The sequence below is a fragment of the Bradyrhizobium arachidis genome (genome assembly GCF_024758505.1).
Taxonomy (GTDB): Bacteria; Pseudomonadota; Alphaproteobacteria; order Rhizobiales; family Xanthobacteraceae; genus Bradyrhizobium; species Bradyrhizobium manausense_C.
Genome location: NZ_CP077970.1, coordinates 7,647,297 through 7,660,842 on the forward strand (window position 1 = coordinate 7,647,297; position 13,546 = coordinate 7,660,842).

Genomic DNA, 13,546 nt, shown 5'->3' on the forward strand with positions numbered 1-13,546 from the left:
GCCCCGCAGACAACACGGGCAGAACAGTTCGATGCCGACCGCTAGGCACTCTTCCGGATCATGCTCTAGTCCCGCGAGATCCGCGGCGTCGACGGCGTGACATTCGCTGGCGTGTGGAAATCGATGCGTGCCGCGTCCTCCTCGCGCACGCCGCTGTCGTCGCCGAACTCGACATATTTTTGCGCGCCGACGGTCCATTGCGGCCATGGTGTCCCGGACGTGCCGGGATCGCCGGTGCGCGCGAACGCGACCAGCGCATCCATCATGCGATCTGACAATACGCGGTCAAACTCGGTCCAGACGCGGGTCGTCCGGAACTTGTTGAAGGCATCCTGCGTACCGAACCAATAAGGCACGTCGGAGGTGTGATAGGCGCCGATTTTTTGCGGGCTGTCGAAGAACTGCACCTCCTTGGCAAAGGGATGCACGCGCGAGAACATGTACATGTAAAATGGCGCCTTGCCCGTCTTGCGCTGCGCGATCGCCCAGTTGCGCGTGCCGACCTCGACCAAGCCCTCGCGCGCGGCGAGCAGCCCCACGGCCTTGGCCTCCTCGTCGCTCTTCGCGGGATAGAGCGAAAGGAAGCGATCGGCCTGGTCACCGTAGAGTTTTCGCGCGGCCGCAACGTAGCCTTCCAGATTGGCAGCGGTACGCAGATCGTTCGAGCTTTCGTCGCGCGTAAAACCTGCAACGGTCGCGACATCGTTCTGCCTTCCGGCCGCAAAGATGTTTGGCACCGTATCGGGCAGGACGTAGCCGTCGATGTCGAGCGTCACCGCAATCGTGCCGGCGCACCCGAGCTGGCAGTCCTTCTGGACGGCGAGGATCTTGTCCGCCTGGATCAGCCGCATCTCGGCAAGCGAGCCCGCGCCCAGCGCCGACTGCACCTCGAGCCCGATCTTCTCGGCGTCCGCAAGCGGGGGGAATTTGAAGCGATTGTCGAACATGCTCAGGCTCATGGCGAAGCCGCGGTTGAACAGGCCTTTTGCCAGCGGGCTTGCTTCGAGCGCGGAGACCGACATCGCGCCGGCCGACTGGCCGGTGATGGTGACGTTGTCAGGGTCGCCGCCGAAGGATGCGATATTGCGCTTGATCCATTGCAGCGCCGCGACCTGGTCCATCAGGCCGTAATTGCCGGACGCCCGGTGCGGCGATTCCGCCGTCAGCTCGGGGTGGGCGAGATTGCCCAAAATGCCGACGCGATAGTTGAAACTGACGAAGATCGTGCCCTTCCTGGCGACATTCTCGCCGTCATACATCGCCATGCCGCTGGAGCCGAGCGTGAAGCCGCCGCCATAGATCCACACGACGACCGGCAGTTTTGCGCCCGCCTTGGCGTCGGCGTTCGCCCAGATGTTCAGATAGAGGCAGTTCTCGCTCGTCGCCTCCTCGCCAAAATAGTGGTTGAGATTGTGCCGGCGCAGCACCTGGATGCATTCCGGCGACAGGCGGTCGGCGTGATAGACACCCTTCCAGGGCTCGACCGGCTGCGGCGCGCGCCAGCGGAGCTCGCCGAGCGGCGGCGTCGCAAAGGGGATGCCGAAGTAGGCTTTTACGCCCGAGGTCAGCACCTTGCCGGAGACGGTGCCGCTGTCGATCTTGACGGGATCCTCGGGGATCGGCGTGGCGACGATCTGCGCCGCCGCAGGTGCGACCATTGTGAACAGACAAAGACCCGCCGCGATCGCCGACCACGACACTGCGCGCATTGCGCGCTTTGCTGATGTCATCATCTTGCCTCCAGCATCTTCTTGTTGTTCTCGGCAGTCCGATCCTGGCGCGCCGCAAGATCCGCCCACAGGCGGAACCGCTCACCCTCATTGGTGGAGGCAAGGTGGAACGGCGCGGCGAAGACCGCAAGGCGCTCGGTGCCGGCTTCGAACCGCGGCCAGACTTCCGCGACATCAGGCGCGTCCGTCGCAACGAAGCGCAGCACGCTCGCCTGCAGCCGCTCGGCTACCGCGATGTCGTCAGGCGTCATCGGTCCGCCCGCGCGCCTGAGGATCGGCCGATCGATGAAATTTGGCACGTGCGCCCACAGACAGGCATTGTCGGCGCCGTGGGTCGGCCCCTGTGACAGAAACGGCTCCAGCGCCGGACGATGGTCGAAGCGGCTCAGCCACACCGCACCGCCCGCCGCGCTCTGGTCGCGCGCGAGATCGGTCATCGGCCGATGCCAGAACGCATCCGACAGCAGGGCTTCGTAAGGGTCTTCGTCCGTACGCGCGGTGGCGCGATAGCAGGCCAGGAGGCGCTCCCAGCCGGCATCGCCGAAGGAGGCGCGGACCTGCCGCTCGGTGGCGCGGATCATCGCGGCCGGCGGCGTACTCTTCAGGAACATCGTCATCTCGTCGCGGCAGGAGCCGAGCCAGAGCGGGACGTTGCGCAGGTAGCCCTCAGCAATCACCTCTCTCGGCTCGCGCACGATCACTGCGCCGTCGAGCACGGGGCCGAACACGGTGCCGGAGGAGGTTTCGTCCGCGAGTTTTCGCCCAACGCTGTCCATCGCGGCGAACAGATTTGGCAGCGGCAGCGTCGCGATGGCATCCGAGTTGCGCGCAAGATCGAGCTCCGCGAGCACACGACGCACCACCTCGTCGGCGCGCTCCGCACTCATGATGGTCCGCCCCGGCGCGCTCAGCGCAAAGACACGGCTGAATTTGCCTTTGGCCTGCGGCAGGCTCGCCAGCGCAATCACCAGGGACGCGCCGGCGGATTGGCCCGACAGCGTCAGCGCATCGGGGTCGCCGCCGAAGTTTGCGATGTTGTCCCGGGTCCAGTCGAGTGCGGCCAGCGTGTCGGAGATCGCCAGGTTATTTGCCTCGGCCAGCGCACCACCGTGCCGATGTAGTTGCAGGAACCCGAGCGGCCCGAGCCGGTAGTTGATGGTGACGATGACGGCCGGGCCGCTCGCCGCGAGGAAGGCGCCATCATAATCGGCGCCGCCGCCGGTGACGAAGGCGCCGCCATGGATGAAGAACAGCACCGGCAGCGGACGATCGACCACATCGGGCGCGAAGATGTTCAGGGTGAGGCAGGCCTTCTCATGCGAGTGGTCGAGATGACCGGGCTGCGGCGCGTAAGCGCCGTAGTCCGTGCAGTGGCGCGGCTCCGTCCACGGGCGCGGCCTTGTCGCCTTTGCAAACCGCCGGCTAGTGGCGAATGGCACGCCCTTGAAGGCACGTACGCCATTCTGCGCAAGGCCGATGACCGGCCCGCTCGTGGTCGGAACTGCAGATGTCAGCATGCTATCGGTCACCCTTGCTCAGTTGCGCCGCTTGCCGAGGTCGGCGATGTCGACCTTGTGAGTCTCGCGTGCGGTTGCGGCCGCGGCCGCCGAGATCACGCAGCAGGCCGCCACGAAGCTCGCGACCGGAATCCAGCCCGTCGGTCCTTCACCCACCAGGCTTGCGCTCACCAGCGGCGTGAAGCCGGCGGCGAGGAAGCCGAGTTGGGTGCCGATCGCGGTTCCGGAATAGCGCACCCGCGCCTCGAACATCTCGGCATAGAAGGACGGCCAGATCGCGTTCGGCGCCGCGTAGACGATCCCGGAGAGGATCATGGCGGCGGCGAAGATCAGGACCGTATTCCCCGACGTCACGGCCATGAAATAGGGGAACAGCAGCACCGCGCAGCCGAGCACGCCGCCGATGAACACGGGCTTGCGGCCGATGCGGTCGGCGAGCAGCGCCCATAGCGGCTGGGTGACGAGCGCGGTGACGTTGCCGAGCACACCGGCCCACAACATGGTCGGTCGCGCCACTCCGAATTTCGAGGTGACATAGCCAAGCGTGAACACTGCCGTCATGGTGCTGACGGTTGCGATCAGCGCGCAGACGATCACGCGCAGCACGTCGGGCCAGTAGTCGCGCAGCAGCGCGACGATCGGGAAGCGCGCGACCTTCGCCTTGTCCTTGATCTCCTCGAAGACGGGCGTTTCCGGCATCGTCCGCCGCACCACATAGGCGACGACGAGCACGAAGAACGACAGCAGGAACGGAATGCGCCAGCCCCAGCTCAGGAGTTGATCCTCGGGCAGGCTGGAGACCGGGATGAACACCAGCGTCGCCAGGATCGCGCCGGCCTGCGTGCCGCTCAGCGTCCAGCTCGTGAAGAAGGCGCGGTTGGAGTTGGCGGAATGCTCCAGCGTCAGCGAGTTCGCTCCGCTCTGCTCGCCGGCGGCCGACAGGCCCTGCAACAGCCGCAGCAGCGTGAGGATGATCGGCGCGGCGTTGCCGATGGTCTTGGCATCCGGCAACAAGCCGATCGCAAGCGTCGAGCCGCCCATCAGCACCAACGTGAACAGCAGCACCGTCTTGCGCCCGATGCGGTCGCCGAAATGGCCGAGGATGACGGCGCCTACGGGCCGCGCGATGTAGCCGATGCCGAAGGAGAGCAGCGCGAGCAGCGTCGCGGTCGAGGGATCGACGTTGGCGAAGAACACTTTTGGAAAGATCAGGGCCGCGGCGGTGCCGTAGATGAAGAAGTCGTAGTATTCGAGCATGCTGCCGACGAAGCTGACCAACGCGGCGCGCTTCGGCAGCTTGTTCTGACCGGCTTGTGCCGTGGATGATGCAGGCAGCGATGCGGTTGACGTCAAAGTCATGAAAATCCCTCCCATTGATGTCTGGTTGTCCGGTGTCGCCACGTCGGCGCCCTGCGAGGTCTCTGACCTCCCGCTTGGCGCTTTCAGATCGCGGTTGCCGGGACCTTGTTTTCAGCCATAATGTACGAACTAGTACGTTTATGCAAGATCGTGCGAACGACGCTGCCGTAAGGCGAAATTTGCCCTCGCATTCAAGGTGATCCATAGGATTGGCGGGAGAAACATCGATGCTCGAGCGCATGCCGCCAATACCAAAGCGCACCAACGACCCCGAGCGCACCAAGCGCGACATCATTGAAGTGGCGACCCAGGAATTCGCCTCCGAGGGCTATTCCGGCGCCAGGGTCGATGCCATCGCCGCGCGGACCCGCACGTCCAAGCGGATGATCTACTATTACTTCGGCGGCAAGGAGCAGCTCTACCTCGCGGTGCTGGCGGAGGCCTATCGCAGCATCCGCGCACTGGAGGACCAGCTCGACATCGAACGCTGTGATGCGCGCGAGGGGCTGCGCCGCCTGATCGAGGCGACCTTCGACCACGACGAGCGCAACCCGAGCTTCATCCGCCTCGTCAGCATCGAGAACATCCACCATGGCAAGCATCTGAAGCAGAACCCGCAACTGCGCCAGCTCAATGCCAGCGTGATCACGACGCTCGACAAGATCCTGCAGCGCGGACGGACGGACGGCAGCTTCCGCGACGACGTCGACGCCATCGATCTGCATCTTGCGATCAGCTCCTACTGCTTCTTCCGCGTCGCCAATCGCCACACCTTCGGCGCTCTGTTCGATCGCGACCTCAGCGAGCCAAAAGTGCTGGCGAAGAGCCGGCAGCAGATCGTCGACATGATTTTGGCGTGGCTGTCGGCGGCGCCTCGGCGTCGTCCTGGCGAAAGCCAGGACCTATAACCCCAAGCGGGAGTCGTGACGCGAGCTGGTGGCGATCAATCTTCGCCAACCCCTGTAGTCATGGGTCCTGACGTTCGCCAGGCGACGATGGGGAAGCAATTTACAAGCGCCTGAACGATCTCGTCACTACGCTCGCAAGCGCTCTAGTGGTGCTCGATCGCGCGGATCGCACCGCGGAGTTCGGCGAGGCCACGCAAACGGCCGATCGCGGTATAGCCGGGGTTTGTCCGCTTGGTCGCGGCGAGGTCGTCGAGCATGCGGTGCCCGTGATCGGGTCGGAACACGATTTTCTTGCCCGGCTCGCGCCGCGCGTTTTCCTTCAGCAGCGCCTTGAGCACCGCGATCATGTCGACGTCGCCGTCGAGATGGTCCGACTCATAGAAGGACAGGCTGTCAGCCTCGCGCTTGGTCGCGCGCAGATGCGCAAACGCAATGCGCGGGCCAAAACGCTCGGCCATCGCCGGCAGGTCGTTGTCGGCACGGACGCCCAGTGATCCCGTGCACAGGCAGATGCCGTTGGCCTTCGACGGCACGGCATCGAACAGCGCCTGATAGTCATCGGCAGTGGAAGCGACGCGCGGCAAGCCGAACAACGGACGCGGCGGATCGTCGGGATGCAGCGTCAGCGACACGCCGAGCTGTTCGGCGACCGGCGCCACGCGGCCCAGGAATTCGGCGAGGTGCTGGCGCAGGACCTTTGGCGTGATGTCGCGGTACTGTTCGAGCCGGTCGCGGAATTGCGGGATGGTCATCGGCTCGGTGGTCGAGCCCGGCAGGGCGCTGGCGATGGCCATGACGAGATAGTCGACGTCGGCCTGGCTCATCTTGTCGAAGCGCTCTTTCGCGCGCGCCTGCTGTTCAGGCGAATACTCCTGCGGCGCGGTGGGGCGCTTGAGGATGTGCAGCTCGAACGCCGCAAAGCGGTCCTGGTCGAAGCGCATCGCCCGCGCCCCGTTCGGCAACTCCCATTCGAGATCGGTGCGGCACCAGTCGACCACGGGCATGAAGTTGTAGCAGATGACCTTGATGCCGGCGGCGGCAACCGCCTCCAGGCTCGCGATCCAGGCCTCGATCGAGCGCGTCGCCTTGCCCCCGAGACGCTTGACGTCGTCGGGGATCGGGATCGACTCGACGACGGACCATGTCAGCGGCGAGCGACCGGGCTGGCCATGCTCGATGAAATTCTTGCGCTCCTCGACCGCCTTGCGGGTCCAGGCTTCGCCGATCGGCACCTGGTGCAACGCCGACACGATGTCGGTCGCACCCGCCTGCCTGACATCGTCGAGCGAAACGGGATCGTTGGGGCCGTACCAGCGCCATCCCTCGAGCATCATGTCTCTCTCCCTAGAGCATGATCCGGAAAAGTGTGAAGCGGTTTTCCGAAAAGATCAGGCTCAAAACAAGAATCTAAAGCGCGGTCAGCACGACCTTGACGCTTTGCGAACGGTCGAGCGCCAGGCGCAACGCATCGGGTGCGGTGGCGAGCGGACGCTCGGCCGTCACCAGCGACAGCACGTCGACGCTGCCATTGCCGATCAGCTCCACTGCGTTCATGAACTCGAAGCCGAAGCGGAACGAGCCCCTGAGATCGATCTCCTTGGCCATGACGGCGTTCGCCGGCACCGGGATCTGCCCGCCCGGCAGATTGCCGATCTGCACGACGATGCCCCCGCGCCTGATGATGCCGATCGCGCTGGCAAGGCCTGCCGCCGTGCCCGAAACTTCGAAAGCGACATCGTATGGACGCGCAGCGGCTTGCGCCTTCAGTCCGTCTTCCCCGCCGGAGACGTTCTCGACATGCGAGGCGCCAAGCCGGGTCGCGAAAGCGAGCGGCGCCGGCGCGATGTCCGCCACCGTGATGTCGGCCATGCCGGCCCGGCGCGCCGCGAGCATGGTGAGAAGCCCGATCGGCCCTGCGCCAAAGATGATGCCGCGCTTGCCATTGATATCACCGGCGCGCGCCACGGCATGCAGGCAGACGGCGAGCGGTTCGGCGAGCGCGGCCGCCTGGTAGGAGACATGGTCAGGAATTTTCACGCATTGCGCGGGGATGGCGTCAAAATAGTTGGCAAAGCCGCCCTGCATATGCGGGGTCTTCGACGCCGAGCCCATGAAGAAGATGTTTTCGCAGAGGTTCGGCCGGCCCTCGCGGCAGGCGACGCAATGGCCGCACCAGCGCGACGGGTTGACGGCAACGCGGTCGCCGACCTTCAGGTTCGGTGCCGCGCCCGCGATCTCCACGACCTCGCCGGAAATCTCATGGCCGAGCACCAGCGGCGACTTCACCACGAAATCGCCGGTGCGGGCGTGGCGGAAGTAGTGCATGTCTGAACCGCAGATGCCGCCGGCACCAAAGCGGATGCGCACCATGCCATCGCCAAGCTTCTCGAGCGGATGCTCGATCATGCGGAGATCTTCGGGACCGAACAGGGTAGCGGCGAGAGCAACAGAGGTCATTTGGACAATCCCATATATTTCGGCAGCCAGAGCGTGAGGTCAGGAATGTAGGTGATGGCGATCAGCGCGAGCAGTAGCGGCACCAGCCAGGGCAGGATCGCGACCGTCGTGCGCTCGACCGAGAGCTTTGCGACGCGCGCCAGCACGAACAGCACCATCCCGAGCGGCGGATGCAACAGGCCGATCATCAGATTCAGCGTCATGATCAGGCCGAAGTGGATCGGGTCGATGCCGAGCTTGAGCACGATCGGCAGCAGGATCGGCACCAGGATGGTGATGGCCGCGATGGTGTCGATGAAGCAGCCGACGAACAGGATCAGGATGTTCGCGAGCAGCAGGAACACCCATTTGTTGTGGGTGAAGGACAGCATCGCGTCGGAGAGCGTCTGTGCCGCTTGCGACACCGTCAGCAGCCACGCGAAGATCGAGGCGGCCGTGACGATGAACAGCACGGAGGCCGTGGTTTCGATAGTGTCGAAGGTCGCCTTCGCCACCGTCTTCAGCGTCATGGTGCGGTAGCGCACGAGGCCGAGGAACAGCGACCAGATCACGGCGGCGACCGCGGCTTCCGTCGGCGTGAACCAGCCGAGCGTCATGCCGCCGATCAGGATCACCGGCGCCATCAGCGCCATCACGGCCGAGAAGTCAAAATACCAGTCGATCGCGAGCAGGACGCCAAGCCCGATGAGCACGGCCATGTTGGTCGACAGGCCGGCGAGCACCATCAGCCAGATCGCGAGCGGGAAGCTGAGCACGATCAGGATTTCGAGCCCCGCCGAGCCCAGCTGCGGCCAGGAGAATGGCGTGTCGCTGCCCCAGCGGTTCTTGTGGGCGAAGTAGGTGACGGTGGCCATCATCAGCAGCGTCATGACCACGCCCGGAATGACGCCGCCGAGAAACAGCGCGCCGATCGAGACGTTGGCCATCATGCCGTAGATGACGAAGGGCAGCGACGGCGGAATGATGGGCCCGAGTGTCGCCGAGGCCGCGGTGACGCCGACCGAGAATTCGGTCGAGTAGCCGTGGTCCTTCATCGCCTTGATCTCGATGGTGCCGAGACCGGCGGCGTCAGCGATCGCGGTGCCGGACATGCCGGAGAAGATCACCGAGCCGATGATGTTGACGTGGCCGAGACCGCCACGCATCCAGCCCACCAGCGCGACCGCAAACTTGTAGATGCGCCCGGTGACGCCGGCGATGTTCATGAGGTTGCCGGCCAGGATGAAGAAGGGCACCGCGAGCAGCGGAAAACTCTCGACGCCTGCGATCATGCGCTGCGCCAGCGTGACGTCGGGCGTGACGCCGCTGACGATGATGTAGAGCAGCGACGACACCGCCATCGCGAGTGCGACCGGCAGGCCGACGAGCATCAGGATGAGAAAGCCCCCAAGCAACAGCAGCATGGCATCACCCTTCCGTTCCGTCGAAAGCACCGGGACGTTCGAGGATCGAATAGCCCCGCCGCCAGTTCTCGACCGCCACCTGGATCGAACGCCCGAGCATCAGCACGAAGCCGAGCAGCGCGGCGTAGTAGACATAGTTCTTCGGGAAATTGATCGTCGTCATCGGCTCGTCGCCGATCACCTTGATGTAGATCCACACCAGCCGCACGGCGTAGGCAAAGAACACGATGCGAATCACATCGATCACCGTCGACAGCGCTCGCGCCACGAGGTGCGGCAGATAGCGGTAGATGAGATCGACCTGGATGTGGCGCGACAGCCGCACGCACATGGACGAGCCGATGAAGACCACGCCGATCAGGCAGTAGGTCGCGATCTCCTCGGTCCAGGCGTAGCTGTCGTTGAGGACGTAGCGGGTGAAGAACTGGAGGAAGACCGAGAGCGCCATCACCCAGAAGATCGCCAGCGCCACCCAGTCCTCGAAGGCATATTGGCCGAGATCGACCTTCGGCGTCCCCTCCTCCTCGAAGGTATGGGCGATCTCGTCGGCGGTGATCTGCCGGTGCAATTCGGCGGTCGACATTTATTACCTCCCAGAGGTCCAATCGTCATTCCGGGGCGATGCCGAAGCATCGAACCCGGAATCTCGAGATTCCGGGTCTGGTCCTTCAGACCATCCCGGAATGACGATGCTAGTTATTTCACCGCCTGGATGCGTTCCCAGTCGGCCTTGCGATAGCCGAAGCTTTCGAACGTGACGTTCTTCAGCACGGTGTCGCGGAACTCGTTCTTGTCGACTTCCGTCACGGAGAGGCCCTTGTCCTTGAAGAAGGCGACCAGCTTGGCCTCGTTCTGCTTGATCTCTCCCGTCGCCTTCGCGGCCGCTTCCTGTGCCACGTCGGTGAAGATCTTCTTGTCCTCGTCCGAGAGCTTCTTCCAGAGGCCGCCGGCGACCACGGTGTTGAGATGGTCGACGATGTGGCCGGTCAGCACGATGTGCTTCTGCACTTCGTAGAACTTCTTGGCCTCGATCGTGGTCAGCGGATTTTCCTGGGCCTCGACCGTTCCGTTCTGGAGCGCGAGATAGACTTCGGCGAAGGCGATCGGCGCGGTGTTGGCGCCGCATGCGCGCGGCATCGCAAGATAGGCCGGCACGTCGGGCACGCGCATCTTCAGACCCTTCATGTCGGCGCAGGCCTTGATCGGCTTGTTGGACGAGGTCTGACGCACGCCGTAGTAGGTCACGGAGACGATGTGATGGCCGCTCTTGTCCTCATAGCCTTTCGCGAGCTCCTTGAAGATGTCGCTCTTGGTGTAGGCGAGGAGGTGATCGGCGTCGCGGAAGGTGTAGGGATAATAGGTCACGCCGATCGGCGGAAAACTCTTGGCCGCGAAGCTCGAGCCGGAGATGATGATGTCGACCGAGCCGAGCGCCAGGCCCTGGTTGATGTCGGTCTCCTTGCCGAGCTGAGAGGCCGGATAGACGTCGATCTGGTAGCGCCCGTTGGTGCGCTTGCCGATCTCCTGCGCGGCCCAGACCGAGGCGGTGTGGAACGGCTCCGAGGTCTCGTAAACATGGGCCCATTTCAGCTTGGTCTGCGCCATGCCGGGACTAGCGGCTGCGAGCAGCGCGCTCGTCGACACAGCCAGTGCAATCGTCATCTTCTTCAACATCGATTTTTCCTCCATCGTTCAAGTCTGCTTCTTGTTCGCCCGGTCGATTGAGCCCGGGCCGCCCAACTTCATGACCGCCGCGATCTTCCGGCAGCAGCCTGTTTCCCGGATGCCCGCTTTGGACTCGCAGGCTTGGTGGCCGTTCGCGTGGCACGACCCTTTCCGGCTGCCGGAGCCGCCCCAGTTTCCGTTCCAAAATTCTGCGCGAACCGCTTCTGCGATTTCGCGAGATGGTCACGCATGGCATCGCGCGCGCGATCACCGTCGCAGGCCACGATGGCGTCGCGCACGGCACGGTGTTCGTCGAGCGCGGCGCGCCAGGACGCAGGGTTCTCGAAATAATGCGCAAGCTGCGCGAAATAGGGGTTGAGGCGCTGGTCGAAGAGCTCGCCGACCACGCGCACCAGCACGGCATTGCCGAGGCAGCCGGCCACCGCGACATGGAAGGCGCGATCGTGGACCATCGACAATTCACCGGGATGCTCGACATTCTCCATCGCGGTGAGGGACGCATCGATCCGGGCGATGTCCTCGCGTTTCGCCACGCGTGCGGCCTGCTCGGCGATCGCGCCTTCGAGGAATTCTCGCGCGCGCAACAGCTCGAACGGACCTTCCATGACGGCAGCGGCAGGAAATGACGGGACGGCGCCGGCGGGCTCGATCACGTAGATGCCGGAGCCGACGCGGATACGAAGGCGGCCCTCGACCTCGAGCGCGATCAGCGCTTCACGCACAGTCGGCCGCGACACCTTCAACTGCTCGGCGAGCTCCCGCTCGGTCGGCAGCCGGTTGCCGACCGCGTACTCGCCGCTGTCGATCAAGGCTCGCAATTGATCGGCGACCTGGCGGTAAAGCCGTCTCGCCTCCACAGCTTCCAGCGGCACGCTGGCCTCCCCGAAAGGGCCGTTTCGGGACCAGTCCCGACGGCCTGCCAATTTTGGAAAATTGGTCTTACCAATTGACCAGAGCATTGACCGAGGAAAGCCGGCATGTCAAGGCTCGCGAAAATCAGGGGAGGACGACCATGCGGCTCGGCCGCGCCAATCTCGACCGGCTGCCGTCCGGCATCCGCCGCCCAGCCTACGATGTTTCGCGCGTGATGCCCGGCATCGTGCATCTCGGCCTCGGCGCGTTCCATCGGGCCCACCAGGCCGTCGTCATCGACGACTGCCTTGCCGCCGGCGCGCCCGGCTGGGGCATCATCGGCGCCAGCCTGCGCAGTCCTGACACGCGCGACGCCCTCGCGCCGCAGGATCATCTCTACACAATTGCCGTGCGTGCAGCCGAGGGCACCGCCTATCGCGTGATCGCTTCGCTCATCGGCAGCGAAGTCGCGCGCGAGAATCCCGCGCGGCTCGTCGCGCGCATGGCCGATGCTGAGACGCGCATCGTCTCGCTGACTGTCACCGAAAAAGGCTATTGCCATACGCCGCAGACCGGCGATCTCGACGAGCGCCACCCGGACATTGTGCATGATCTCAACAATCCGGACGCGCCGCGCTCGGCGCCCGGCTTCATCGTTGCCGCGCTTGCGCGCCGGCGCGCGCAGGGATTGTCGCCCTTCACCGTGCTTTGCTGCGACAATCTCGCGGCGAACGGCCACACCGTGCAGCGGATCGTGACGCAGTTCGCGGCGCTGCGATCGAAGGATCTCGGCAAGTGGATATCAGATAGCGTCGCCTTCCCCTGCACCATGATCGACCGCATCGTGCCGGAGACGACGGACGCTGACCGCGCCGCCGTGTCCAACGCACTCGGGATGGATGACGCGTGGCCGGTCATGACGGAGCCGTTCACGCAATGGGTGGTCGAGGACCGCTTCTCCGCGGGACGGCCGGATCTGGCCGCAGCCGGCGTCGAGCTCGTCGCCGACGTAAAACCGTTCGAGCTGATGAAGCTGCGGCTGCTCAATGCCAGCCATTCGGCGCTCGCCTATCTCGGCTATCTCGCCGGCTACGAGACCATCGCCGATACGATGGCCGATCCGCACTTCGCGCGGCTGGCCGCGCGGGTGATGGAGGAGGCCGCGGTGACGCTTGTCATGCCTGCCGGCACTGACCTTGCCGCCTATCGCGTCTCGCTGCTCCAGCGTTTTTCCAATCCGGCGCTGCATCACCGCACCTGGCAGATCGCCATGGACGGCTCGCAAAAGCTTCCGCAGCGGCTGCTCGGTGCAATGCAGGAGCGATTGAGCCGCGGCCTGCCGATCGCAACACACGCGCTCGCCGTCGCCGGCTGGATGCGCTACGTCACCGCAACGGACGAGCAGGGCCGCACAATTGACGTGCGCGACCCCCTCGCCAAGGAGTTTGCCGCACTCGCGAACGAGGCGGGCCCGGTCGCCGAACGTCTGGCGCCAGCGCTGCTCGGCGTCGCAAAAGTGTTCGGCCCGTTCGGCGCCGATCCGCGGCTGCGCGATGCGGTGACAGCCGCGCTCGGCCGTCTCTACGCGCAAGGCGCGCGGCGGACGGTTGCGGATACCTGAATAGCTCTTGATT

At 64.7% G+C, this 13,546-nt stretch carries 11 protein-coding genes; 2 read left to right on the top strand and 9 right to left on the bottom strand.

The genetic code is table 11. The features are described 5' to 3' along the window. Positions 1-65: 65 nt before the first annotated feature. The 3 genes from KUF59_RS35395 to KUF59_RS35405 are packed head-to-tail and all read right to left on the bottom strand — an operon-like array spanning position 66 to position 4,606. The gene (locus KUF59_RS35395) at positions 66-1,733 is read right to left on the bottom strand and encodes a carboxylesterase/lipase family protein (protein ID WP_258767812.1); all 1,668 of its coding nucleotides are present in this window, start codon (positions 1,731-1,733) and stop codon (positions 66-68) included. Next, the gene (locus KUF59_RS35400; protein WP_212461304.1) at positions 1,730-3,247 is read right to left on the bottom strand and encodes a carboxylesterase family protein; all 1,518 of its coding nucleotides are present in this window, start codon (positions 3,245-3,247) and stop codon (positions 1,730-1,732) included. Before KUF59_RS35400 ends, KUF59_RS35395 begins: the two co-directional genes overlap by 4 nt. A gap of 18 nt (positions 3,248-3,265) precedes the next feature. Then, positions 3,266-4,606: an MFS transporter gene (locus tag KUF59_RS35405; RefSeq protein ID WP_212461305.1), complete on the bottom strand. Its 1,341-nt coding sequence runs from the start codon at positions 4,604-4,606 to the stop codon at positions 3,266-3,268. Between the two features lie 227 nt (positions 4,607-4,833). Here KUF59_RS35405 and KUF59_RS35410 point away from each other — a divergent pair, with 227 nt between their 5' ends. Beyond that, the gene (locus tag KUF59_RS35410) at positions 4,834-5,514 is read left to right on the top strand and encodes a TetR/AcrR family transcriptional regulator (protein WP_212461306.1); all 681 of its coding nucleotides are present in this window, start codon (positions 4,834-4,836) and stop codon (positions 5,512-5,514) included. Positions 5,515-5,657: 143 nt separating this feature from the next. Here the strand turns inward: KUF59_RS35410 and uxuA are convergent, their stop codons facing one another. The 6 genes from uxuA to KUF59_RS35440 all read right to left on the bottom strand — a co-directional run bounded on the left by uxuA (position 5,658) and on the right by KUF59_RS35440 (position 11,932). Continuing rightward, on the bottom strand, positions 5,658-6,848 hold the full coding sequence (gene uxuA / locus KUF59_RS35415) for a mannonate dehydratase (protein ID WP_212461307.1): 1,191 nt from the start codon (positions 6,846-6,848) through the stop codon (positions 5,658-5,660). 73 nt (positions 6,849-6,921) lie between these two features. Beyond that, positions 6,922-7,971 carry an L-idonate 5-dehydrogenase gene (locus tag KUF59_RS35420; RefSeq protein WP_258767813.1) on the bottom strand — a complete coding sequence of 350 codons (1,050 nt, stop codon included), beginning with the start codon at positions 7,969-7,971 and terminating at the stop codon, positions 6,922-6,924. Then, complete coding sequence (locus tag KUF59_RS35425) at positions 7,968-9,374, bottom strand: TRAP transporter large permease (protein WP_212461309.1); 1,407 nt, start codon at positions 9,372-9,374, stop codon at positions 7,968-7,970. The genes KUF59_RS35420 and KUF59_RS35425 overlap by 4 nt, the downstream gene beginning before the upstream one ends. Before the next feature lie 4 nt (positions 9,375-9,378). Further along, positions 9,379-9,957, bottom strand: a complete 579-nt coding sequence (locus tag KUF59_RS35430) for a TRAP transporter small permease (RefSeq protein ID WP_212461310.1) — start codon at positions 9,955-9,957, stop codon at positions 9,379-9,381. 113 nt (positions 9,958-10,070) lie between these two features. Continuing rightward, on the bottom strand, positions 10,071-11,048 hold the full coding sequence (locus tag KUF59_RS35435) for a sialic acid TRAP transporter substrate-binding protein SiaP (protein ID WP_258767815.1): 978 nt from the start codon (positions 11,046-11,048) through the stop codon (positions 10,071-10,073). A 68-nt stretch (positions 11,049-11,116) separates the two neighbouring features. Next, positions 11,117-11,932, bottom strand: a complete 816-nt coding sequence (locus KUF59_RS35440) for a FadR/GntR family transcriptional regulator (RefSeq protein ID WP_258767816.1) — start codon at positions 11,930-11,932, stop codon at positions 11,117-11,119. Positions 11,933-12,072: 140 nt separating this feature from the next. Here KUF59_RS35440 and KUF59_RS35445 point away from each other — a divergent pair, with 140 nt between their 5' ends. After that, positions 12,073-13,533, top strand: coding sequence for a mannitol dehydrogenase family protein (locus KUF59_RS35445; RefSeq protein ID WP_258767817.1), 1,461 nt, complete (start codon positions 12,073-12,075; stop codon positions 13,531-13,533). Positions 13,534-13,546 lie beyond the last annotated feature (13 nt).